Below are 23,680 nucleotides of genomic sequence, written 5' to 3'. Positions count from 1 at the left end.
CATGCAATTTTCCTTATTCTCGAGATAGTGCGGCAACAGGGTCAAGTTTCGCGGCGTTCTTGGCAGGCAAGAAACCGAATACGACACCAATCAGTGTTGAACAGACAAATGCTGCAATAATAGAAGTGCTTGAATAAGCCACGCTAAAGTTACCGCCAGCAAATTTATTAATAAGTTGCCCAAGGCCAAGCGATAGTAAGACGCCAAGCACACCACCAATTAAACACACCAAAATTGCTTCAATCAGGAATTGCTGCAAAATATCACTTTGACGAGCACCTACGGCCATACGTACACCAATTTCCTGAGTACGTTCGGTCACCGAAACCAACATAATATTCATGACTCCGATACCACCAACAACCAATGAAATTACGGCAATTGCTGAAACCAGAAGTGTCATTGTACTGGTGGTTTTTTCAATGGTTTGACGGATACTGTCACTGTTCATGGTGAAAATATCTTGTGCACCATGGCGCTGGGTTAATAAGTTAACGATGGCATTTTCTGCGGCAGCAGTTGAATATTTGTCATTAATGCGAACCACGATATTACGTACATTCGACTGACCCAACATACGGCTCATTACGGTTGTATAAGGCATATAGACATTTAGAGTGTCATCTGAACCCATGCCACTTGTCTGCGGTTCTACAACACCAATAATACGAGCAGGTACACTACCGAGCAGTACCACTTGACCGATTGGGTTGGTACCGTCACTAAAAAATTGTTTTTGAGTATTGGTATCAATGACTACATCTTGTGAGCGATCACGAACACTACGTTGGTCAAAAGTTTGCCCATCTTTAAAGACCAAACCTTTTACATCGAAATAATCGTTACTCACACCATTAATGGTCGCATTTGCTTCATTTTGTTGGTAACGCATAGTTTTGGATGTACTGACCATTGGACTGACCGCACTGACATAAGGCTGAGTCATTAACGCATCAGCATCGGCAGGAACCAAAGTCTTAAAACTTGCAGTTTTTGAGTTGTCACCAAAACCACGGCCCTGAAATACCGTAATTGTATTTGTTCCGAGACTACTAATATTGCTTAAAATTTGCTGTTGAGAGCCTTTACCTAAAGCGACCACCGTAACAACAGACGCAATACCAATAATGATCCCAAGCATGGTTAAAAAAGTACGCATGCGATGGGCATTCATAGACAGTAAAGCCATTTGAAAGGCTTCTGATAAACGGTCTAAAGTAGAACGCCATGCAGAAATACTTTTGCCTTTCTTCTGTTTACCTTGTAAAGCAGGAGCGGCATCAGGATCAGATTTGATCGGTTCGGCTGCTTGATCTGGAACGTTAGGACGATCACTAATAATTTCTCCGTCACTAATCTCGATAATACGAGTCGCATTTTTTGCAACTTGCATATCATGAGTGACTAAAATAATAGTGTGACCTGCGGCATTGAGTTCACGCAAAATACGCATCACCTCAACACCACTATGAGAGTCGAGTGCTCCTGTCGGTTCATCTGCCAGAATAACGTCACCGCCATTCATGAGTGCACGGGCAATAGACACACGTTGCTGCTGACCACCAGAAAGTTGGCTTGGCCTATTGAGTGTTTTAGTACCTAAACCTAATTCGGTCAGTAGAGCTGTGGCGCGTTGTTTACGTTCAGAAGGGGTAACCCCTGCATAAACAGCGGGAACTTCAACGTTACCTTCAGCAGATAAGTCACCAAGTAAATGGTAGCGCTGGAAAATAAAACCAAAATATTCACGGCGTAGTCGAGCGAGCTGATCAGGCTCAAGTTTACCCGTTTCTTGCCCATTAACCTTATAACTACCACTCGTAGGTCGGTCCAAACAACCCAAAATATTCATGAGGGTCGATTTACCAGAACCAGACTGGCCAACAATGGCAACCAGTTCACCTTCATAGATAGTTAGGTCAATGCCTTTTAAAATTTGTATTGTGCTTTCGCCAGCAGGGAATTCCCGGACCAGATTGCTGACTTCAAGCAAAGCTTGTTTTGTCATGCTTACATTCCCATTGGGCCACGGCGACGGTTATTACCACTATTTGCAGACGCAGCAGAAGTATCTGAACTATCTGCAATTACAACTTGGTCACCTTGTTTTAATCCAGCAAGAACTTGCGCATTTACACGGTTATTAATACCCACCAAAATTTGAGTCGGTTTGGTTGTACCATCTGCTTGTAAAATACGTACTACGCTTAGCGTTGCTTTACCTTGTTCAACCAGTTGTTTTTGTTCAGCAGTTAAATTTAAGCGTTCTAAACGAGCACCATTACCTTGATGTTTGCGTTCTGTACTTGGGGTAGAACTTGCTTTCTCAGATGTCTGACCTGATTTTCTTTGACCAGAAAATTGTTTACTACTTAAAGCAGAAGATGGAACCAATAAAGCATTTTTAGCTGAGTTTAATACGATATAAACTTGTGCAGTCATATCAATACGCAATTTACCATCGGTATTTGGCACATCGAATAAAGCATTATAGTAGACGGCCGAACTGGTCGTTGAACTTGTATTACTTGTTGATTCGCTCGAAATTGAGTCAGGAGCAGGCTCAATCTGGCGCAAAGTTGCGTAACGCTTGGTTTCATCACCTAAAGTTGTAAAGTAGACCTGTTGTCCTTTTTCAACTTTCATAATGTCAGCTTCACTGACTTGTGCCTTAATCGTCATGTTTTGTAGTTTTGCAATTTTAACGATGGTCGGTGCACTTTGGTTTGCGTTTACGGTTTGGCCTTCTTCGGTCACAATCGCGACTACCGTTCCATCAGTTGGAGCAACAATACGCGTATAACCAATATTGGTTTGAGCCGTAGATTTTGTCACTTTGGCAGATTCGATTTGTGCATCTAATGCTTTAATTTGCGCCTGAGCTGTTTTATAGCTTGCCTCAGCCGATTCTAAATCTGCACGCGGCGTTGCATCTTGCGCATACATTTGTTGCTGACGGCGGTATTCAAGTTGTTTCTCATTTAAAGATGCAACTTGTTGAAGACGCTGTGCTTCTAAATTTTTAATGTTTGCGTCAGAGGTTTTTAGGCTGTTTTCTTGGGTTGTTGAGTCAATTTGTGCAATAAGTTGACCTTGCTTAACTTGATCACCCAACTGTACATACATCTTTTTAACCTGACCAGATACCTGTGCACCTACGCTAATGAGCTTGGTTGCATCAAGTGTACCTGTCGCAAGTACATTATTTTCAATATCCCCACGCGTCACCTCAGCAGTAATATATTGAGGCTGTTGCTGTTTAGGTTTTAAAAACTTCCAAGCTAATACAGCAATAATTGCTATACAGACGATGATAATTACGAGTTTGATTGGCTTTATTTTTGGCATGGTGAGAGGTCGAAAAGTTTAAAATTTAATTGAGTATAAAAGCGAAATGAGGATAAAACGTGAATTTTTATGATAATTCAAGAATGAAGAAAAATGATTCGGCCGAATTACTGTATAAATAATGTTTTTCCACATAATTCAGCAATCGCTTGCTGCATTAAATGTTGGGCATTTTCATTTGACATTCCTTTAATTGCCGCATCAATTTGCAATAGAAGGGTAGACCAGCCTAAAAATTGTTGAGGATTTAATCTTCTTAACGCTTGTTGATATAAGCTGACTTTGGTTTTCCAGATGCCAAGTTGTAAGGCATTATGGGGCTGCTCAAATAATTGCATCAATAAACGCATTTCTTTACTTAAAGTCCATAAAATCAGACTTTCTGGTTCGCCAGCAGCAATTAAATATTGAAAAATTTTAATGGATTGAGCGAGATTACCTTCTAATAAGGCATCGCTTAAATCGTAAGTGGTGTAACGAGATTGATCTTGTAGACAAGCATATAACTGTTCAATTTGAATCAGTTGTTGGTCTGGAAAAGTGTCTCTTACACGCATCAAGCTATTTTTAGCTGCAAGCAAATTGTGCTCGTGATGTTGCATGAGCCATTGCCAAGCGTCATTGTCGAGTTGAATTTCAAGTTTCTCTGCTTCAACAGATAAAATTCTTTGACGGTCTTGCGGATAGTTTGCGGTTAGGGCAACGACAACACCATTTGCTTCAACAACTTGGAAAAAAGCAGACTTTAAACTACTACTATCTTGCTTAGGTAAAACAATTAAAAGTAGGTTAGTTTCATTATGCTGGATATAACTTTTAAGTTGTTTTAATCCATTTGCATCAGGTTTTATATTGCCATGTACTTCAATTGCGAGCTGCTGAGAAAATAAAGATAAGCTGTTAAGTGCATTAAAAACATTTTTCCAGTCGCTCACGCTACTAATATCATAGCGCTGTCTTTCAACTTCTTGTTGTTGCCAACTTTTACGAAAAGCATCTAATAAATTTTGTTCCAGCAAAGGTTCTTGGCCGTGTAAAATCCACGCACCCCGTGCTTCCGGAATGCGTTTTAAGGCTTGTAAATAGTCAATTTTCATTGCTGGTAAAAATATAGATTAAGGCTGAGCTTTTGGTAAACGGTTTGCTGAAATCTGACGAGTAATTTGCTGTGCAATGTCATCAATCACAATACGTTGCAAATAAGATTCTTGCTGATTTTCGGTGTTAACCGTTGCAAGATCATATTGATAACTACGAGATGCAGTTAACGAACGTGGTTCTGTAATTTTATTACCCTGACGGTCTTCAATCTGGAAGGTTACAGTTAAACGTAATAATACTTCCGTTAATTTACCGTTTAAAAGCTGACGACGTGGACTGTACTCTAAAACACGGAGTACGTAAGCATCGTTATCATTGCTGAGTTGAACACCATTTGCAGCTAAATATACTTTTAACTGCGTTTCCAAATCATCAGTTTTTGCTGGTAACTCAAGGCTTAATTTTTTATAAACAAGCGGAGTTGCAGTCGGGTTGCTTCCTTTTAAATGAAAGCCACACCCGACTAAGCCTGCACTAAGGCCTAAGGTCAAAACAACAGCGGCTAAACGTTTGGCAAAGTGCATGCTTGATCCTCTCATTAATAACTTTAATTAAACCACGAGGTTAACTAATTTATTTGGAACCACAATTTCTTTCTTTGTTGGTCCTGTTAAGAATTGTTGAACTTCTGGTAAAGCTTTAGCTTGAGCTAATAGATCTTCTTTAGAAATATCAACAGAAACTTCAAGTTTACCGCGAAGTTTACCGTTAACCTGTACAACAATCGTTTGGGTATTACGAGTTAATGCAGAAGCATCGACTTCAGGGAATGTTGCCTCTGTCACATCTGTACCAAAATGAGCCAATAATGTTTGACTTAAATGTGGTGCAAATGGAGCAAGTAAAGTTAACAGTGTGGTGATCGCTTCACGTTCTACAGCAACGTCGTTGTCGTCTTTTGCTTCAAACTTATTGCTTGCATTTAACAATTCCATCAAAGCAGCAATTGCAGTGTTGAATGCATGGCGACGTTCAATGTCATCACTTACTTTTTGAATAGTTTCGTGAGTCTTACGACGTAAATCTTGAGCATCTTTAGACAAGTTAGCTGCATCAATCGTAGAGGCTTGGTTACCTTTTTCAAGGAAGCTTGCTACAAGACGCCATACACGTTTCAAGAAACGATTTGCACCTTCAACACCTGCATCAGACCATTCTAAAGATTGATCTGGTGGAGCAGCAAACATCATGAATACACGTGCTGTATCTGCGCCGTATTGATCAATAATCGCTTGTGGGTCAATACCGTTATTTTTCGACTTAGACATTTTTTCTTGTCCGCCGATAATCACTTCTTGACCGTCACCTGAATATTTCGCAGAAATGATGCGACCTTTTTCGTCACGCTCTAATTCGATGTCAGCAGGGTTAAACCAAGTTTTCTTACCATTTTCTGCTTCACGATAGAATGTATCTGCAAGCACCATGCCTTGAGTTAACAAGTTGGTAAATGGTTCATTACCTTGTACCACACCTTCATCACGCATTAATTTGTGGAAGAAACGTGCATAAAGTAAGTGAAGAATCGCGTGCTCAACACCACCGATGTATTGGTTTACAGGAAGCCAGTTTTGAGCTGCTTCAGGTTTAACCATACCACCAGTAAAGTCTGGAGAAGCATAGCGTGCGTAGTACCAAGATGACTCTACAAATGTATCTAAAGTATCTGTTTCACGGCGTGCATCGCCACCACAACAAGGACATTTAGTTTCATAGAATTCAGGCATTTTATTTAATGGGTTACCTGAACCATCTGGAACAACGTCAGTTGGTAATACAACTGGAAGCTGGTCTTCTGGAACTGTGACTTGACCACAAGTATCACAGTTAATCATTGGAATTGGACAACCCCAGTAACGTTGACGAGAAACACCCCAGTCACGTAAACGGAATTGAACTTTAGAATTTGCTAAACCTTGTGGTTCTAATTTTGCAAGGAATGCATCGAAAGCAGCTTGGAATTCTAAACCGTCAAACTCACCAGAATTAACAAGTTTACCTTCTTTAGAACCGTACCATTCTTGCCATTCAGTTGCAGAATAGTCTGCATCGTCAGCACCTTTGGCATCAATCACTTGTTTAATTGGCAAATTGAATTTGTTGGCAAATTCAAAATCACGTTCATCATGTGCCGGTACAGCCATAACTGCGCCAGAACCATAAGACATTAATACGTAGTTTGCGATCCAGACAGGAAGCTCTTCACCAGTTACAGGGTGCTTTACAAACAAACCTGTTGCCATGCCTTTTTTCTCGGCTGTTGCCAAGTCCGCTTCTGCAACTGAACCCATGCGGCATTCTTCAATAAATGCAGCCAATTCAGGGTTATTTTCAGCAGCTTTAAGCGCAAGAGGGTGTTCTGCCGCAACAGCAACATAAGTCACACCCATAAGCGTGTCAGCACGTGTTGTATAAACAGTTAAGCCATCAGCATAAATTTCGGTATTGGCAGATGGGAAAGTAATTTCCATGCCTGTAGAGCGACCAATCCAGTTACGTTGCATGGTCAACACTTGTTGAGGCCAGCCGTCCTGTAAAGTGTCAAGATCGTCTAATAATTCTTGTGCATAGTCCGTAATACGGAAGTAGTACATTGGAATGTCGCGTTTTTCGACCAATGCACCTGAGCGCCAGCCACGACCATTTTCAACTTGCTCGTTTGCTAAAACTGTTTGATCAACCGGATCCCAGTTTACTGTTGAAAGCTTGCGGTAGATGAGGCCTTTTTTATAAAGCTGAACAAATAACCATTGTTCCCAGTGATAATACTCTGGTGTACAAGTTGCAAATTCGCGATCCCAGTCTACAGATAGACCTAATTTTTTTAATTGATCACGCATGTAGGAAATGTTTTCAAATGTCCATTTTGCCGGAGCAACTTTATGGGCAATTGCAGCATTTTCCGCAGGTAAACCGAATGCATCCCAACCCATCGGTTGTAATACAGTTTCACCTTTTAAACGGTAAAAACGGCTAATTACATCACCAATTGTATAGTTACGCACATGCCCCATATGCAGCTTGCCACTTGGGTAAGGAAACATTGACAGGATGTAGCGATGTTTACCTTCGACAGTGTCGGCAACTTTAAAGACTTTACGATTTTCCCAATCTTGTTGAACTGATGGTTCAATCGTGTTTGCTTGATATTCGGGGTCAATGTGAGAAATAGTCATAGACGTAAGCTATACAACAAAAATTGATATTAAAGATTGTTGCACAGCATAGCGCAAAATCGACAAAAATGCAGTTTTGGGATGGATTTATTTTCCGTTAAAAATTAAACAGGAATAAACCTGAAAAAAGTGGGGCAGACATAAAAAAAGAAAAGTGGAAAAATCAAATAAGATGAAAAAATAGTCAGTTAAAAAATAATCATAGAAAAGTGTTTCTTTAATCTTGACTTTAGTGAATTAAACAACAAAAATGCTTCCTTTAGTTTTATATGCGATTATTTGATCACCCTTCGAATAACCGTCATGTTTTGTAATAGACATTCTCTCTAGCCGAGAGATTGATTTTACTTAAAGTATGTATATCCAGACATGCTTTATTAATGTTAAAAAAGCTTATACGGCTGAAAAACAGAAATTTTTCTATTGCAACGAAAACTAGACAATATGTGTGCTATAACAGTGCAGACAATTCAATGAATGAAACACTATTTGTGCCTTCCATAAATAGTGATAAAGATTTTAGGGTGAATCACGTTGGAACTTTTATCTGGTGGTGAAATGCTCGTTCGTGCTCTTGCGGACGAAGGCGTTGAACATGTTTTTGGTTATCCAGGCGGCGCTGTATTACATATTTATGATGCGCTATTTCAACAAGACAAAATTAATCATTACCTCGTACGTCATGAACAAGCTGCTGGTCATATGGCAGATGCTTACTCGCGTGCTACAGGTAAGACTGGCGTAGTACTGGTCACTTCTGGACCTGGCGCAACTAATACTGTGACTCCAATTGCAACAGCTTATATGGACTCAATCCCAATGGTGATTTTGTCTGGCCAGGTTGCATCACATCTTATTGGTGAAGACGCTTTCCAAGAAACTGACATGGTAGGTATTTCACGTCCGATCGTGAAACATAGTTTCCAAGTTCGTCACGCAAGTGAAATTCCTGCAATTATCAAAAAAGCATTTTATATCGCATCAAGTGGTCGTCCTGGCCCTGTTGTCGTCGATATTCCGAAAGATGCGACTAATCCTGCAGAAAAATTTGCGTACGAATATCCTGAAAAAGTGAAGATGCGTTCTTATCAGCCACCTTCACGTGGTCATTCTGGTCAAATTCGTAAAGCGATTGATGAGCTTTTAAGTGCAAAACGTCCTGTAATTTATACGGGTGGTGGTGTTGTTCAAGGTAATGCATCAGCATTATTGACTGAACTTGCTCATTTACTCGGTTACCCAGTGACTAACACACTTATGGGCCTTGGTGGCTTCCCTGGTGATGATCCACAGTTCATTGGCATGTTAGGTATGCATGGGACTTATGAAGCAAATATGACTATGCATAATGCTGATGTCATTCTTGCTGTAGGTGCTCGTTTTGATGACCGAGTAACTAATAATCCTGCAAAATTCTGTTTGAATGCCAAAGTTATTCATATTGATATTGATCCGGCGAGCATTTCAAAAACAATTATGGCGCACATTCCAATTGTAGGGGCAGTTGAGCCTGTACTTCAGGAAATGTTGACGCAATTGAAACAATTGAATGTGTCTAAGCCAAACCCTGAAGCAATTGCTGCATGGTGGGATCAAATTAATGAATGGCGTAAAGTTCATGGCTTGAAGTTCGAAACACCGACTGATGGCACAATGAAGCCACAGCAAGTTGTTGAAGCTTTATATAAAGCGACCAATGGTGATGCCATCATTACTTCAGATGTGGGTCAACACCAAATGTTTGGCGCGTTGTACTACAAGTACAAACGTCCTCGTCAATGGATTAATTCAGGCGGATTGGGCACCATGGGCGTAGGTTTACCTTATGCAATGGCGGCAAAGCTTGCTTTCCCTGATCAACAAGTGGTTTGTATTACTGGTGAAGCTTCAATACAAATGTGTATTCAAGAGCTTTCAACCTGTAAGCAATACGGTATGAACGTGAAGATCTTATGCTTGAATAACCGTGCTTTAGGTATGGTTAAACAGTGGCAAGATATGAACTATGAAGGCCGTCACTCAAGCTCATATGTTGAATCATTGCCTGATTTTGGCAAATTGATGGAAGCTTATGGTCATGTGGGTATTCAGATTGATCATGCTGATGAACTAGAGTCAAAGCTTGCTGAAGCAATGGCTATTAATGATAAGTGTGTATTCATTAACGTCATGGTTGATCGCACGGAACATGTTTATCCAATGCTGATCGCAGGTCAGTCTATGAAGGATATGTGGTTAGGTAAAGGGGAGCGTACATAATGAGACATATTATTTCTGTACTCGTTGAAAACGAAGCTGGTGCGCTTTCTCGTTTGGTGGGTTTATTCAGTCAACGTAACTACAACATTGAGACGTTGAATGTAGCTCCAACCGAAGACCCTACGTTATCACGTTTGACGTTAACCACTTATGGTGATGACCATAAGATTGAACAGATTACAAAGCAGCTCAACAAACTTGTTGAAGTTGTAAAAGTAGTAGATTTATCAGAAGGTTCGCACATTGAGCGTGAACTGATGTTGATTAAAGTAAAAGCGTTAGGTGCTTCACGTGCTGAAATTAAGCGTACAGCAGATATTTTCCGTGCGCAAATTGTAGACGTGACACCAACTACCTATACCATTCAAATAGCAGGGACAACTGAAAAATTAGATGGTTTTATCGATGCGCTTGCAGAAAACACTATTCTAGAAGTCGTTCGTTCAGGTGTATCTGGTATCGCCCGTGGCGAAAAAGTATTAGCCATTTAATTTTTTAAAAAGTATTTTAGCGGAGAACACAAATGCAAATTTTTTACGATAAAGACTGTGACTTATCAATCATCCAAGGCAAGAAAGTAGCGATTATTGGTTACGGTTCTCAAGGTCATGCTCATGCACTTAACCTTAAAGACTCAGGCGTAGACGTAACTGTAGGTTTACGTGCAGATTCAGCTTCTTGGAAGAAAGCTGAAAATGCTGGTCTTAAAGTTGCAGAAGTTCCTGCTGCAGTTAAGCAAGCTGACCTCGTAATGATTTTGACTCCAGATGAATTCCAATCACAACTTTACCGTGACGTGATTGAACCAAACATCAAAGAAGGTGCAACTTTAGCATTTGCTCATGGTTTCTCAATTCTTTATAACCAAGTTGTTCCACGTAAAGACTTAGATGTAATCATGGTTGCTCCTAAAGCACCTGGTCACACAGTTCGTTCTGAATACCAACGTGGTTCAGGTGTTCCTGATCTAATCGCAATTCATCAAGATGCTTCTGGTAATGCACGTAACGTTGCTCTTTCTTATGCTTCTGGCGTAGGTGGCGGCCGTACAGGTATTATCGAAACTTCATTCCGTGAAGAAACTGAAACTGACTTATTCGGTGAGCAAGCAGTTCTTTGTGGTGGTGCAGTTGAACTCGTGAAAATGGGCTTCGAAACTTTAGTTGAAGCTGGTTATGCACCTGAAATGGCTTACTTCGAATGTTTACACGAGCTTAAATTGATCGTTGACTTAATGTTCGAAGGTGGTATCGCTGACATGAACTACTCAGTATCTAACAATGCTGAGTACGGTGAATATGTAACCGGTACTGAAGTAATCAATGAGCAGTCTCGTGAAGCGATGCGTAATGCATTAAAACGTATTCAATCTGGTGAATACGCGAAGATGTTCATTCAAGAGGGTGCATTAAACTACCCATCTATGACTGCTCGTCGTCGTCAAAATGCTGCACATGGTATTGAAGTAACTGGTAATAAATTACGTGCGATGATGCCATGGATCCAAGCAAACAAAATCGTAGATAAAGAAAAGAACTAATTTTCTTTTTCTAATGCTTCAAAAGAACCCTGCTTTAAGCAGGGTTCTTTATTTATACTATTTTTTATTTGAATGCTACAATTGTGATTAGGTCGACTTGAATAGATTAAATAAATTCTATATTTTTCATATAATTGGCTGCTTGGTTTTTATTTACTTTATTGATTTATAAAGTAAAAAATACTTGACCAAAAGATAGATAATGTTATTGTTTATAACTGACTGAATAAGTCAAATTTACTAAAATTTCTTTAACATGTTTAATTGTATTTTGGGCAATGAGTTGAACAAAATAAAAAAAAGTATTGAATAATCATGGAAGTCCAATATGGGTCATGTTGATTACGATAGCACATTGATCGTCGGCTCTTTTATTGCAGCTGGCCTCATTTGCTATATTGTAATTTCCATGGAGCAGCTAATATTCAAGCAACTCTATAAAAAGTTTGAATCCTTAATTTTATTTATTAATGGATTGCTACTCGCATTAGCAATTAGTGTTGTTCATATTGTTGGTATACAAGCTTATCATCTGTTTGATACAGCCAACTCGAATATTCCTTTAATCGTCATTTCTTATGCCATTAGTGCATTGTTATCTTGCATTGCGATGTGGTTGACTTCGCGTTTTACACTTCCTTTATTTAGACTCATTTTGAGTTCGATTATTATGGGAATTGGAATTTCAGCTTCATATTACATTAGCATGTTGGGCTGGAATATTAATGTTTATAAAAAAGATTACACTTCGTTCTTACTCTTATTTTCTGTATTAATTGCAATGAGTGGTTCCGGGTTAGCGTTTTTACTAGCCTATAAATTAAAAGATACCGAACGATATCGTTTAACCTTAAAAATCGCATTTTCGATAATGATGACCTTAAGCATTATGGGGATGCACTATACTGCTCTTATTGCGACGAATATTACTGATAAATTTATTAGCCAATATCAGGCTGAACATGACTTATTACTATTTACAATTATTCTAGTCACCTGTTTGGTACTCGTAGCAAGTTTTATTGTGGCAATGTTAGAACAACGCCTCATGCAACAAAATTTAGAATTGCGCAAGGCAAATAAAGAATTAGCTAATTTATCTATACAAGACAATTTAACCAAGCTGCCAAATCGCCTTTATTTAGTTGATTATGCTGAAGTATTGCTTTCAGATCATCGATATAAAGATCAAAAAATTGCTTTTTTATATATTGATTTAGACCGTTTTAAATCAGTGAATGACGCATTTGGGCATCATGTAGGTGACCAACTCCTCATTCAAATGGCAAATCGTTTACACTGGCAACTCAATGAGAAATGTAAACTGCTTAGAATTGGTGGCGATGAGTTTTTGCTTATTGCAGAAAATACCAATGCAGATGAAGCGGTTGTGTTGGCCGAGAAAGTTTTACAGCTGATTCAGGAAAGTTATCAAATTTCTGGTAAAGAAATTAATATTTCTGCGAGTTTAGGAGTAGCACTCTTTCCTGAGCATGGACAAAATGTTCAAGACTTACTCATGAACGCTGATGCCGCGATGCTCATGTCTAAAGAGCAGGGCCGGAATACTTACACCATTTTCAGTTATTCAACCCATCAACAAGAAACAAGAAGTCAGTCAAAACTGATCAATGATCTTTATAAAGCCGTAGAAGAAAAGCAATTCATCTTATATTACCAACCAAAATTTAATACGAATCTTGAAGTGTGTGGTGTGGAAGCATTAATCCGTTGGAATCATCCAGCCTTAGGAATTCTCACCCCACATATGTTCATAGAGGGTGCAGAAAAAACAGGTTTGATCATTCCAATGGGATATTGGGCGCTTGAGCAAGCTTGCCTGCAAATTCAGGAATGGGAACGCAGTAATACACCATTTTATCCAGTTGCAGTGAACCTGTCGGCACTGCAATTTGAAAATAAAAAGTTATTTAGTACACTCGAAGCATTGTTAAAAAAATATCAAATTCAACCTCATCACTTAATTGTTGAGATTACTGAATCAACAGCAATGCGGCATATTGATTTAAGTATTCGAGCCTGTGAGCGACTGCGAGACATGGGCATTCGAGTTGCAATTGACGACTTTGGAACTGGGCATTCGAGTTTCTTGTATTTAAAAGATTTGCCTGTAGATGAATTGAAAATTGATCGTGGCTTTATTGTCGATTTAAAGCCAGGTTCTAAAGAAGAAGTCATTCTAGAAAGTATTATTCATTTAGCTAAAAAGTTGGGTTTAACCGTAACTGCCGAAGGAGTAGAAACTCAACAGCAGGTTGAGATTTTGACTCGTTTAGGTTGTCAGCAATTTCAGGGTTATTTATTAGGTATGCCTGTTCAGGTTGATCAGCTTATTGAGACTCAAGGCGCCCATTTCGCTTAATCTTTTCTATATCAATTTTTAAACCTCATATTTGCTTTTAATTTTTTTCTTTAAAGAACAATTAATTAAATAAATTTATCTTTTAAAAGCACATCTATATATTTGTAGTAATGAATAGTAGTAGTTTCTCGATTGGTTGAGTATTTTACATATAATAATTTATGAATATATACTGTAAGTATAAAGTAATACTAATAAATTGATGTTTGTGTTTTATAAAATATAAGAGGTGAAAAGGATTATTATAAAGTATTGTGAAGTTTATATAATAATTAGAATTAATGTATTTATATTTTATAAAAATTATTCATTTTTATAAAATATAAATACATTAATTTCTGGAGTTGAATAGATTTTTTGGTGGAGTTGGAGAGTAGACTCCACCGAAATAAAAATAACTTCTATTTTTATTAAAATATAAAATTTTAATTAATTTATAAATTAAATAGTTGCACAATCTCGGATTGTTTCAAACTCAATAATTTTATTTATATAAGACCATGTTTCTTCAGGATTAATCTTTTCTTTGTTTATAGTGCCATCAATAATAATTCCATCTACAATGTTAAGAAAAAGTCCTGTTAGAATTTTCGTATTTTCAACCTCCAACTCTGAAAGAGCTGAAAAAACTAATGCGTAAATCCACTCTCGGTACTCATTAATTTGATGTTTGATAGAAGGATATAATTGCATGACTTCGATGGTCGCTTTCTTAAATAAGCAGCCATTAAAGTCATCTGTGTTGATCCATTCGATATACCAAGTAAAGATTTTTTTTAGTCTAAGTAAAGGGTTGTTAATGTTATTAATTTTTTCCAACATTGAATCTTGGATTTCTAAATTTCTTTTATAAAGACATTCTTCAATTAAGACTTCTTTAGAAGAAAAGTATTTATAAAAAGTCATTTTTGCAACGCCAGATTCAGCAATAATACGATCAACGCCAATAGACGTATAACTTTTTTGGTTAAAGAGGGAGGTAGCTGTTCTTATAATAGTTTCTCTTTTTGACATTGGTTTCCCCGTCGCGGATGTTTTTTGATTAACTTTGCTATTGTAAAGTGTAGAAGCTTAAATAAAACTTATTTTATAGTATTTAAAAAATTATATTTATTCAATAGCTTGGTTAATTTAAAAAACAACATATTATATATTGAGTTTGCAATAGTTTACTTTTTTAAATATTATTAATTAATCCGTTGATTTGTTGAGATAATAAACATAGTATCAACTTGTTAAGCATAGGTGAGCGGAATTTATTTTAGCAATTGAATGCATAATTGAAATAAAGGGAAAACCTATAACTTAACTATAAGAACAACTTTCTACTGAGAATCATTATGTTAAAAAAATTTGAAGACTTTAATAATCCAAGAGAAAAAGCATTGCAGGGGATGAAAAACAGTATCCCTGCAAAACAATGGGATGAAAATTTACAATTTCTTCAACAGTTAAGAAAAACAATTGCAGAGTTGCCGGTTTGTAAGCATCCTGCAATCGAGTTATTAAACAGTGGATATCTGGATAAGACAACGTTGACGCATATTCATTTAGAATATCGCCACGCGATTGTGCAGATTTTTACTGATGCTCTATTACAAGCACAGTTTTTAACAAAACAATTGGAACCTAAACTCCATTCAGGAGCCAAAATGTTTCCAAGAGTGTTATTAAGTTTAAATATACTTGATGAATTCGGTTTTCGTCCTGGACTCGATAAAGATAATTACTATTTGGGCAACCCTGAATACGCTCATTATCCTTTATATGAGGATCTACTTAATGATTATGGTTTAACTGAGCTTGACCGTCGTAATTATAAGCCGTCAAAATTTGCAGATCAGGTGAGATCATTCTTAGAGTCTTCTTATGATAGTTATATCAAGGTCGTAGCATTATTGGCCGTTGCAGAGGAAGAGGTCATTCTTTTTAGCCCACCATTGCGTCAAGCAACCAAATTCGTAAATATCGATGTTGAAGGTGGTGGCTATTACCATGTACATGGTGTATCTACTGATGAAACATCTGAAGCTGCTGACGATGACCATCAAGATGACCTTTGGTTTGCATTAGCACAAGCGATTACAAAAGATGATTATGAGAGCTTAACCAAGCTATGTATTGATTACTGTGCTTTATGGAATGAGTTCTGGGATGCACAAATTGCAGATGTTCAATTTATTGAAGAAAAGAAACTCGCATAACGATTCTATTAAGTTTTAACAAAACCCATCTATCAACAGGTGGGTTTTTTTAACTGTAAAATTTCTAAGAAGTTAAACTCCATACCCAAAAAAGCTCGTGAGTAGCTCTTGGCTTATCAACAATCATTAAACAGTTCTATAAATCTGCTACAATTACGCCAATTTTTATTTTGATCGACTTTAGGTCTTTGGCACTGCAATCTCCGCAGTAGGTGTATTTCATGAGTTTTAAAGATGAGTTAGCGGCACAGGTTGCTCAACGCCGCACATTTGCCATCATTTCCCACCCCGATGCCGGTAAAACCACCATGACAGAAAAATTACTGTTATGGGGTAAAGCAATTCAGGTTGCAGGGATGGTAAAAAGCCGTAAATCTGATCGCGCAGCTACATCTGACTGGATGGAAATGGAAAAAGAGCGTGGAATTTCCATTACCACTTCTGTTATGCAGTTTCCTTATAAAGGTCACACCATTAACTTACTTGATACACCGGGACATGAAGACTTCTCTGAAGATACTTATCGTACCCTAACAGCAGTTGACTCTGCGTTAATGGTGATTGATGGTGCAAAAGGTGTCGAAGAACGTACCATCAAATTGATGGAAGTTTGTCGTATGCGTGACACTCCTATCATTTCGTTCGTAAACAAGATGGACCGTGAGATTCGTGAACCACTTGAGTTACTCGATGAAATTGAAAATGTCCTTAATATTCGCTGTGTACCTATTACATGGCCATTAGGGATGGGACGTGATTTTGCTGGTGTATACAATATTCTTGAAAATAAATTGTATGTTTACAAAGCAGGTTTTGGTTCAACTATTACAGATATTGAAGTACGCGATGGCTATGACCATGCAGATATCCGTGAAAAAGTAGGTGAGTTGGCTTGGGCATCTTTTGAAGAGTCACTTGAACTTGTACAAATGGCGAATGAACCTTTAGACCGCGAATTATTTTTACAAGGTAAACAAACTCCAGTTCTATTTGGTACAGCGTTAGGTAACTTCGGTGTTGACCATGTGTTAGATGCATTTATGAATTGGGCACCAGAACCTAAAGCACATCCAACACAAGAGCGTGTTGTTGATGCGAAAGAAGAAGGGTTTTCTGGTTTCGTCTTTAAGATTCAAGCAAACATGGACCCGAAACACCGTGACCGTATTGCCTTTATGCGTATCTGTTCAGGTAAATACGAGAAAGGTTTGAAAATGAATCATGTACGTATCGGTAAAGATGTACGTATTAGTGATGCATTGACATTCCTTGCGGGTGAGCGTGAGCACCTAGAAGAAGCGTGGCCAGGTGATATTATTGGTTTACATAACCATGGCACAATTCAAATTGGTGATACTTTCACAAGTGGTGAAGATCTGCATTTCACGGGTATTCCTCACTTCGCACCGGAGATGTTCCGTCGTGTGCGTTTGAAAGATCCATTAAAGTCAAAACAATTGCAAAAAGGTTTGAAAGAGTTGTCTGAAGAAGGCGCAACTCAGGTATTTATGCCACAAATTAGCAATGATTTGATTGTGGGTGCAGTGGGTGTGCTTCAGTTTGATGTTGTTGCTTACCGTTTGAAAGAAGAATATAAAGTTGACTGTGTTTATGAGCCTGTAAGTGTTAATACAGTTCGCTGGATTCATTGTGATGATGACAAGATTCTCAATGAATTTAAGAAAAAAGCACATGATCAGCTTTCTATCGATGGTGGCGGTCACTTAACTTATCTTGCACCAAGTCGTGTGAACTTGCAGATTATGCAAGAGCGTTGGCCTGATATTCAGTTCCGTAATACACGTGAACACTAATCTTTAAGATTTGACAGACAGCTTCGAAAAGAAGCTGTTTTGTTTTGAAAAATAAGAAAGGATGATGAAATGAATTTGAATAGAAAGTCAGTTATTGCACTTTTAGTTGCAGTAATCATATTAATTTTGGCGATTTGTCTTTTTGTCTGGAAAAGCACTCAGCCTTCATCATCCTCTCAAGTCAAATCAGCTTCTGCCCAAACTCAAAATATAGAGAAAGCCGAAGTACTACCATTTCTTAACATACAACAAGTAAAAGCTGATTATGCTTTGCCATTTTGTGAGAAGAAAAACTGTGTTGATGTCGATATTCAAACGATAAAGACTCAAGATGCATGGCTAAATGACTGGATCGCGAAAAGTCAGGCTAAGGTAATTCAAGATCAAATAGATTTGAAAAAAGACTTAAGTTTGCAGCAGGCTATTAATGCCTATGTTAAAAAGTCTGATGAATGGCAAGATAAATACTCAAAGAATCGAGCTTATGAATTGCATCTTCATACCCGTATTGCATCGCAGCGTAACCAATACGTTTTATTGCAATTGGGGCTTGATACCAAGCAAGAAGAGCTCACAATTAAAGATCGTTATTACTTCTTTGTAGCCGATCGGAAGCTACATAAAACCTTAACTTTATTAGATGTTTCAAAAAAGGATCAACAAACAACTGTGCATCAAATGGTGCAGGTGGCATATCAAGACTGGTTAAAAAAGCAGACTGCTGAAATTAAAAAAGAAGCACCAAAAACTTTATATTGGGGACAGGCAGATTGGTTCTTTGATGGTGAAGGTGTTGGCTTACATTATCAAGCTAACCAGATTACGAAAGAGGCGCCACAGCTCGATATTTATTTATCTAAAGAACAGACCAAAAAAATATTACAACCCGAGGTTTATGAACAAATGTTTTAAGATGGTAGCAGAATTTGCAACCTCTATTTATATGCGCTAATTTCTTAGCAAGGTATAGCGTAATCTCCTTAGAATAAAAGGCAAAATATGATGTTATCTTCTAAAGCTTCACTGCGATTAACTTTGCTTGCTTCTGCTATATTTTTGGTAGCATGCCAACCTAAAGCTGATCATAAGGATTCTCAAGAGCAGCAAAAATCAGCTGTTCAAGAACAAAAGCCAATAGAGTTGACTTTGAAAGGTGAAACAATTCCTAGTAAGGTGATTTTACCTGATTGCGATGGCAAAAATTGTCCGGAATTTACGGTAGAACGTTTACAGAGTAATTTTCCTTTTATTGACAAAATTATAGATCAGCAAATCTTAAATACATTAAATCAAATTTTAGAAATTGCTGAACCTGATGCTAAGGGTACGCAAACGGAACAAAAAACAGAAGCTTCGGCGGTTGCGGGTGCAGAGCAAAAAGATAGCTTTGATGCGCAGGTACAACGTTATGCGAACTCATTTATCGATCTAGATAATGAGCTAAAAGCTTTAAGTAGTAATCATCAGATCAATCTCTTAGTTAAACCTAAGATTTTGCAAGCTCAAGGCAAAGTTGTCACTGTGGTGCTTAATAGTAGTAGTTATCTAGGTGGTGCTCATGGCTCCGCTGCACAGCATTACTATAATTTCGATTTAAAAGAGCAAAAACAGATTGAGCTTGAAGATTTGTTGCGCCCACAGAAAAAAGCTGCATTGGAAAAGTTAGCACATGAAGCCTTTAAGACTTGGGTAACTGATTCCAAACTTGCCGATAATGTTGCTGACTATGAACAAGCATGGCCATTTAAGTTATCTAATAACTTCTTGTTGGGTGAGCAAGGTTTAATTCTTCAATACGGTGAGTATGAAATTGGACCATACGTGGTTGGACTCCCTCGATTAGTCATTCCTTATGCCCAATTACAAGATGTATTGAAAGAAGACTATTTGCCACAGCCTAAAGCTAAACCTGCTTCGGCACCAGTTGCAAAAAGTGCTGGCTAATGTATTTGTTTGATACACATACCCATTTTGATGTTGCCGATTTTGATGAAGATCGGCAGCAATTAGCGCTTAATGCTAAAAAAGCGGGTGTAGATGCATTAGTCTTAATTGGCTTTTTACAGTCCCGTTTTGATGAATTATTACAAACACATCATCAGTTAAATAACTGGGAAAATGTACCAACTTCATATTTAGCACCCGGTTTACATCCGTTTTATATTGAGCAGCACCAACCAGACCATCTTTCTCACCTTGAGCAAATTTTGCAGCAACAGGACTGTGTGGCTGTGGGTGAAATTGGCTTAGATACTTTCTTAAAAGAACATAAGCAACCAGATGTATATGCCAAGCAAAAGCAATATTTTGTTAACCAGTTAGAGCTGGCGACCCAATATCAAAAACCAGTATTACTCCACATTCGAAAAGCGCATGGTGATGTGCTCGCTATACTAAAAGCTCAAAAATTTAAATTGGGCGGAATTGCTCATGCATTTAGTGGTGGGGTAGAAGAGGCAAAGGGACTTATTAAGCTTGGTTTTAAAATTGGTGTGACGGGGCAGATCACCAACCCGAATGCGAAAAAACTTCATACGGTTGTGCAGGCTATAGGTGCAGAGCATTTGGTGATTGAAACAGATTGTCCAGATATGACACCGCTTTGCTGTCAAACCTCAACAGAACAGCGTACTCGTAATACTCCTGTTAATTTGCCGTATGTTTTACAAAGTTTAGCTGAAAATTTAAACATGCCAGAGTCTGATTTGGCTGAGTTGCTGTGGAAAAACTCTCTCACCGCATTGAAATTATCGTAATAAAAATCAAAGATTAAAAATATTAACTAAAACAAAACACAGTGATTAAAAAAGAAGCTTAAAGTAAGAAAACAACATGTAAAAACGTGAAAAATAACATTGCCAGATATGGGAGGATAACCCAATGGCTAAGTATAGCAATATCAATAGTTTTAATGCTTTACAGACGCTAACAGTAGGTTCCAGCAATTATCAGATTTTTAGCTTAGCCCAAGCAGAGAAAACGCTAGGGGATATTGCCAAACTGCCGAAATCTTTAAAAGTATTATTGGAAAACTTATTACGGTTTGAAGATCAACATAGCGTTAAAACTGAACACATCCATGCTTTAGCAGAATGGCTAAAAACCCGCACCTCAGATCAAGAAATTCAATATCGACCTGCAAGGGTTTTAATGCAAGATTTTACGGGTGTGCCTGCAGTGGTGGATTTAGCTGCAATGCGAGCAGCGATGGCGCAAGCGGGTGGCGACCCTGAAAAAATTAATCCATTATCTCCCGTTGATTTGGTGATTGACCACTCTGTCATGGTTGATTATTTTGCCGATGATCAGGCTTTTGAAGAAAACGTACAAATCGAGATGCAGCGTAATGGTGAGCGATATCAATTTTTACGTTGGGGACAGTCTGCATTTAATAACTTTAGTGTAGTGCCACCAGGTACGGGTATTTGCCATCAGGTCAATTTAGAATATTTGGCTCAAGCAGTGTGGCTAGGCGAAGATAATGGCCAGACTTTTGCTTTTCCAGATACTTTAGTGGGTACAGACTCACATACCACCATGATTAATGGTTTAGGTGTTTTAGGTTGGGGAGTAGGAGGAATTGAGGCCGAAGCAGCTATGCTGGGCCAACCTATCTCGATGCTGATTCCTGAAGTCATTGGTTTTAAGCTCACAGGAAAACTACCAGAAGGCATTACGGCAACTGATTTGGTGCTGACCATTACTCAAATGCTTCGTCAAAAAGGTGTCGTGGGTAAATTTGTAGAGTTCTATGGAGACGGCTTAGCTGATTTACCACTTGCTGACCGTGCAACTATTGCCAATATGGCACCAGAATATGGTGCGACTTGTGGTTTCTTCCCAATTGATGAAGTGACATTAGGATATTTAAAATTAACTGGTCGTCAAAGTGATCGTATTGCATTGGTTGAAGCGTATAGCAAAGCACAAGGCTTATGGCGAAATGCTGGTGATGAACCTGTTTTTACAGATACCTTAAGTCTTGATATGAATACAGTTCAGGCAAGTTTGGCAGGCCCAAAACGCCCACAAGACCGAGTGCTTTTATCAGAAGTACCAAAAACGTTTAATGCGCTGATGGAGTTAACTTTAAAACCAGCCAAAGAAGCTAAAGAGCGTTTAGAAAATGAAGGCGGTGGCGGTACTGCTGTCGAGGCAAAAAAAGCAAATATTCAACATGAAAGTCCTTCTTGCGTGATTGAAGGACAAACTTATCCATTAAATCATGGTGATGTTGTTATTTCAGCCATCACATCTTGTACCAATACTTCTAACCCGAGTGTAATGCTGGCGGCGGGATTACTTGCTAAAAAAGCCATTGAAAAAGGTTTGCAACGGAAACCATGGGTGAAAAGCTCTCTTGCACCGGGTTCTAAGGTTGTTACAGATTATTTATTGGCTGCAGGCCTTACCCCATATTTAGATGAGTTGGGCTATAACTTGGTGGGATATGGTTGTACAACCTGTATTGGTAACTCAGGGCCATTACCTGAACCGGTTGAAGACGCAATTCAATGCCATGATTTGAATGTTGCATCTGTACTTTCTGGTAACCGTAACTTTGAAGGACGCGTACACCCATTGGTTAAAACAAACTGGCTTGCTTCGCCACCTTTGGTCGTCGCTTATGGTCTGGTGGGTAATATCCGTACCGATTTGACTACGCAACCTATAGGGCAAGGTAAAGATGGGCAACCTGTTTATTTAAAAGATATCTGGCCAAGTCAGGCAGAAATTGATGCTGTCTTACAGAAAGTAAATACAGAGATGTTCCATAAAGAATATGCTGCAGTATTTGATGGTGATGAAAGCTGGCAAGCGATCCAGATCCCGAAAAGTAAAACTTACGAATGGGCGGATGATTCGACTTATATTCGTCATCCGCCGTTCTTTGAGGGGATTGGCGAACCACCAAAACCAATTAAAAATATTGAACAGGCACGTGTTTTAGCAGTGCTCGGTGATTCGGTAACAACTGACCATATTTCACCAGCAGGTAATATTAAAAAAGACAGTCCGGCAGGCCGATATTTACAAGAGCAAGGTGTTGAGCCAAAAGACTTTAACTCCTATGGTTCTCGACGTGGTAATCATGAAGTCATGATGCGCGGAACCTTTGCCAACATTCGTATTAAAAATGAGATGCTTGGTGGTGAAGAGGGTGGTAATACTATTCATGTGCCAAGTGGCGAAAAGCTTGCCATTTATGATGCGGCGATGCGTTACCAACAAGAACATACACCGCTTGTGATCATTGCTGGTAAAGAATACGGAACAGGTTCTTCACGTGACTGGGCTGCTAAGGGAACAAACTTATTAGGCGTAAAAGCAGTGATTGCCGAGAGCTTTGAACGTATTCACCGTTCAAACTTGGTGGGTATGGGAGTGTTGCCTTTACAGTTTATTGATGGGCAAACGCGACAATCTCTCAACTTAACAGGTCACGAAGTCATTTCGATTCGTGGTTTATCGGATGGGATTGAACCTCATCAAATTCTGGAAGTTGATGTAAAAGGGCCAAATGGGGTAGCCAGCCACTTTAATGTGTTATGTCGAATTGATACGTTAAATGAGGTTGAGTACTTTAAGGCGGGTGGTATTTTGCATTATGTACTGCGGAATTTGATTGCTTCATAACTTGGCTAAGTTTGCACAACCTTGTAATGGGAGTGCTTTGGCTAAAGTTGACTATATAGGCGTATCCTTACTTTTTAAGGATAAAAAGTAACAAAAATCCTTTGTCGGGCTGACGGTATATCCTTATACCGCAGCCCAACTGAGCAGCATCCATGCTGCCTGTCACACTAGTAAACAATAGTTTAAATCTTAAGCTGTATAATTTGATTAATAATGAT

The 23,680-nt window shown here is 38.5% G+C and carries 16 protein-coding genes; 10 read left to right on the top strand and 6 right to left on the bottom strand.

The window, feature by feature from the left end; genetic code table 11:
* Positions 1-13 precede the first annotated feature (13 nt).
* From macB to leuS, 5 genes are all read right to left on the bottom strand, one after another.
* Complete coding sequence (gene macB, locus F931_RS15530; protein ID WP_016142218.1) at positions 14-2,008, bottom strand: MacB family efflux pump subunit; 1,995 nt, start codon at positions 2,006-2,008, stop codon at positions 14-16.
* Positions 2,009-2,010: 2 nt separating this feature from the next.
* Positions 2,011-3,348 carry a MacA family efflux pump subunit gene (gene macA, locus F931_RS15525; protein WP_016142217.1) on the bottom strand — a complete coding sequence of 446 codons (1,338 nt, stop codon included), beginning with the start codon at positions 3,346-3,348 and terminating at the stop codon, positions 2,011-2,013.
* Between the two features lie 107 nt (positions 3,349-3,455).
* Positions 3,456-4,445 carry a DNA polymerase III subunit delta gene (gene holA, locus F931_RS15520; RefSeq protein WP_016142216.1) on the bottom strand — a complete coding sequence of 330 codons (990 nt, stop codon included), beginning with the start codon at positions 4,443-4,445 and terminating at the stop codon, positions 3,456-3,458.
* Between the two features lie 18 nt (positions 4,446-4,463).
* Entirely contained in the window at positions 4,464-4,973 is a 510-nt protein-coding gene (gene lptE / locus F931_RS15515; protein WP_016142215.1) for an LPS-assembly lipoprotein LptE, read from the bottom strand.
* Positions 4,974-5,000: 27 nt separating this feature from the next.
* On the bottom strand, positions 5,001-7,625 hold the full coding sequence (leuS, locus tag F931_RS15510) for a leucine--tRNA ligase (RefSeq protein ID WP_016142214.1): 2,625 nt from the start codon (positions 7,623-7,625) through the stop codon (positions 5,001-5,003).
* Positions 7,626-8,159: 534 nt separating this feature from the next.
* Between leuS and ilvI the strand changes: the two genes are divergently transcribed.
* From ilvI to F931_RS15490, 4 genes are all read left to right on the top strand, one after another.
* Entirely contained in the window at positions 8,160-9,884 is a 1,725-nt protein-coding gene (ilvI, locus tag F931_RS15505; RefSeq protein WP_016142213.1) for an acetolactate synthase 3 large subunit, read from the top strand.
* On the top strand, positions 9,884-10,375 hold the full coding sequence (gene ilvN / locus F931_RS15500) for an acetolactate synthase small subunit (protein ID WP_001215920.1): 492 nt from the start codon (positions 9,884-9,886) through the stop codon (positions 10,373-10,375). Before ilvI ends, ilvN begins: the two co-directional genes overlap by 1 nt.
* 32 nt (positions 10,376-10,407) lie before the next feature.
* Entirely contained in the window at positions 10,408-11,424 is a 1,017-nt protein-coding gene (gene ilvC / locus F931_RS15495) for a ketol-acid reductoisomerase (protein ID WP_016142212.1), read from the top strand.
* A gap of 328 nt (positions 11,425-11,752) precedes the next feature.
* Positions 11,753-13,807 carry a bifunctional diguanylate cyclase/phosphodiesterase gene (locus tag F931_RS15490; RefSeq protein ID WP_016142211.1) on the top strand — a complete coding sequence of 685 codons (2,055 nt, stop codon included), beginning with the start codon at positions 11,753-11,755 and terminating at the stop codon, positions 13,805-13,807.
* A gap of 441 nt (positions 13,808-14,248) precedes the next feature.
* On the opposite strand, the gene F931_RS15485 is transcribed toward F931_RS15490, so the two are convergent.
* Complete coding sequence (locus F931_RS15485) at positions 14,249-14,821, bottom strand: TetR/AcrR family transcriptional regulator (RefSeq protein WP_016142210.1); 573 nt, start codon at positions 14,819-14,821, stop codon at positions 14,249-14,251.
* 326 nt (positions 14,822-15,147) lie between these two features.
* On the opposite strand from F931_RS15485, the gene F931_RS15480 reads away from it, so the two are divergent.
* The 6 genes from F931_RS15480 (at position 15,148) to acnA (ending at position 23,462) form a co-directional block, all read left to right on the top strand.
* On the top strand, positions 15,148-16,011 hold the full coding sequence (locus tag F931_RS15480) for a hypothetical protein (protein ID WP_016142209.1): 864 nt from the start codon (positions 15,148-15,150) through the stop codon (positions 16,009-16,011).
* A 221-nt stretch (positions 16,012-16,232) separates the two neighbouring features.
* Positions 16,233-17,825: a peptide chain release factor 3 gene (gene prfC, locus F931_RS15475; protein WP_016142208.1), complete on the top strand. Its 1,593-nt coding sequence runs from the start codon at positions 16,233-16,235 to the stop codon at positions 17,823-17,825.
* A 69-nt stretch (positions 17,826-17,894) separates the two neighbouring features.
* A complete protein-coding gene (locus tag F931_RS15470) occupies positions 17,895-18,737 on the top strand; it encodes a hypothetical protein (protein WP_016142207.1) in 843 nt (280 codons plus the stop codon).
* A 90-nt stretch (positions 18,738-18,827) separates the two neighbouring features.
* Positions 18,828-19,769, top strand: coding sequence for an RsiV family protein (locus F931_RS15465; protein WP_025470380.1), 942 nt, complete (start codon positions 18,828-18,830; stop codon positions 19,767-19,769).
* Positions 19,769-20,581, top strand: coding sequence for a TatD family hydrolase (locus F931_RS15460; protein WP_016142205.1), 813 nt, complete (start codon positions 19,769-19,771; stop codon positions 20,579-20,581). The genes F931_RS15465 and F931_RS15460 overlap by 1 nt, the downstream gene beginning before the upstream one ends.
* A 124-nt stretch (positions 20,582-20,705) precedes the next feature.
* Positions 20,706-23,462: an aconitate hydratase AcnA gene (gene acnA / locus F931_RS15455; protein WP_016142204.1), complete on the top strand. Its 2,757-nt coding sequence runs from the start codon at positions 20,706-20,708 to the stop codon at positions 23,460-23,462.
* Positions 23,463-23,680 lie beyond the last annotated feature (218 nt).

It is taken from the genome of Acinetobacter pittii ANC 4050 (assembly GCF_000399685.1).
Lineage (GTDB): Bacteria > Pseudomonadota > Gammaproteobacteria > Pseudomonadales > Moraxellaceae > Acinetobacter > Acinetobacter pittii_E.
The sequence above is the reverse complement of the archived record's forward strand: the minus strand, read 5'-3'. Positions and strand labels throughout refer to the sequence as shown.

Coding starts and splice junctions, on each gene's coding strand:
- F931_RS15470 (WP_016142207.1), top strand. CDS start 17,895: ATGAATTTGAATAGAAAGTCAGTTATTGCACTTTTAGTTGCAGTAATC.
- F931_RS15485 (WP_016142210.1), bottom strand. CDS start 14,821: ATGTCAAAAAGAGAAACTATTATAAGAACAGCTACCTCCCTCTTTAAC.
- leuS (WP_016142214.1), bottom strand. CDS start 7,625: ATGACTATTTCTCACATTGACCCCGAATATCAAGCAAACACGATTGAA.
- prfC (WP_016142208.1), top strand. CDS start 16,233: ATGAGTTTTAAAGATGAGTTAGCGGCACAGGTTGCTCAACGCCGCACA.
- F931_RS15460 (WP_016142205.1), top strand. CDS start 19,769: ATGTATTTGTTTGATACACATACCCATTTTGATGTTGCCGATTTTGAT.
- macA (WP_016142217.1), bottom strand. CDS start 3,348: ATGCCAAAAATAAAGCCAATCAAACTCGTAATTATCATCGTCTGTATA.
- macB (WP_016142218.1), bottom strand. CDS start 2,008: ATGACAAAACAAGCTTTGCTTGAAGTCAGCAATCTGGTCCGGGAATTC.
- holA (WP_016142216.1), bottom strand. CDS start 4,445: ATGAAAATTGACTATTTACAAGCCTTAAAACGCATTCCGGAAGCACGG.
- lptE (WP_016142215.1), bottom strand. CDS start 4,973: ATGCACTTTGCCAAACGTTTAGCCGCTGTTGTTTTGACCTTAGGCCTT.
- ilvN (WP_001215920.1), top strand. CDS start 9,884: ATGAGACATATTATTTCTGTACTCGTTGAAAACGAAGCTGGTGCGCTT.
- F931_RS15465 (WP_025470380.1), top strand. CDS start 18,828: ATGTTATCTTCTAAAGCTTCACTGCGATTAACTTTGCTTGCTTCTGCT.
- F931_RS15490 (WP_016142211.1), top strand. CDS start 11,753: ATGGGTCATGTTGATTACGATAGCACATTGATCGTCGGCTCTTTTATT.
- F931_RS15480 (WP_016142209.1), top strand. CDS start 15,148: ATGTTAAAAAAATTTGAAGACTTTAATAATCCAAGAGAAAAAGCATTG.
- acnA (WP_016142204.1), top strand. CDS start 20,706: ATGGCTAAGTATAGCAATATCAATAGTTTTAATGCTTTACAGACGCTA.
- ilvC (WP_016142212.1), top strand. CDS start 10,408: ATGCAAATTTTTTACGATAAAGACTGTGACTTATCAATCATCCAAGGC.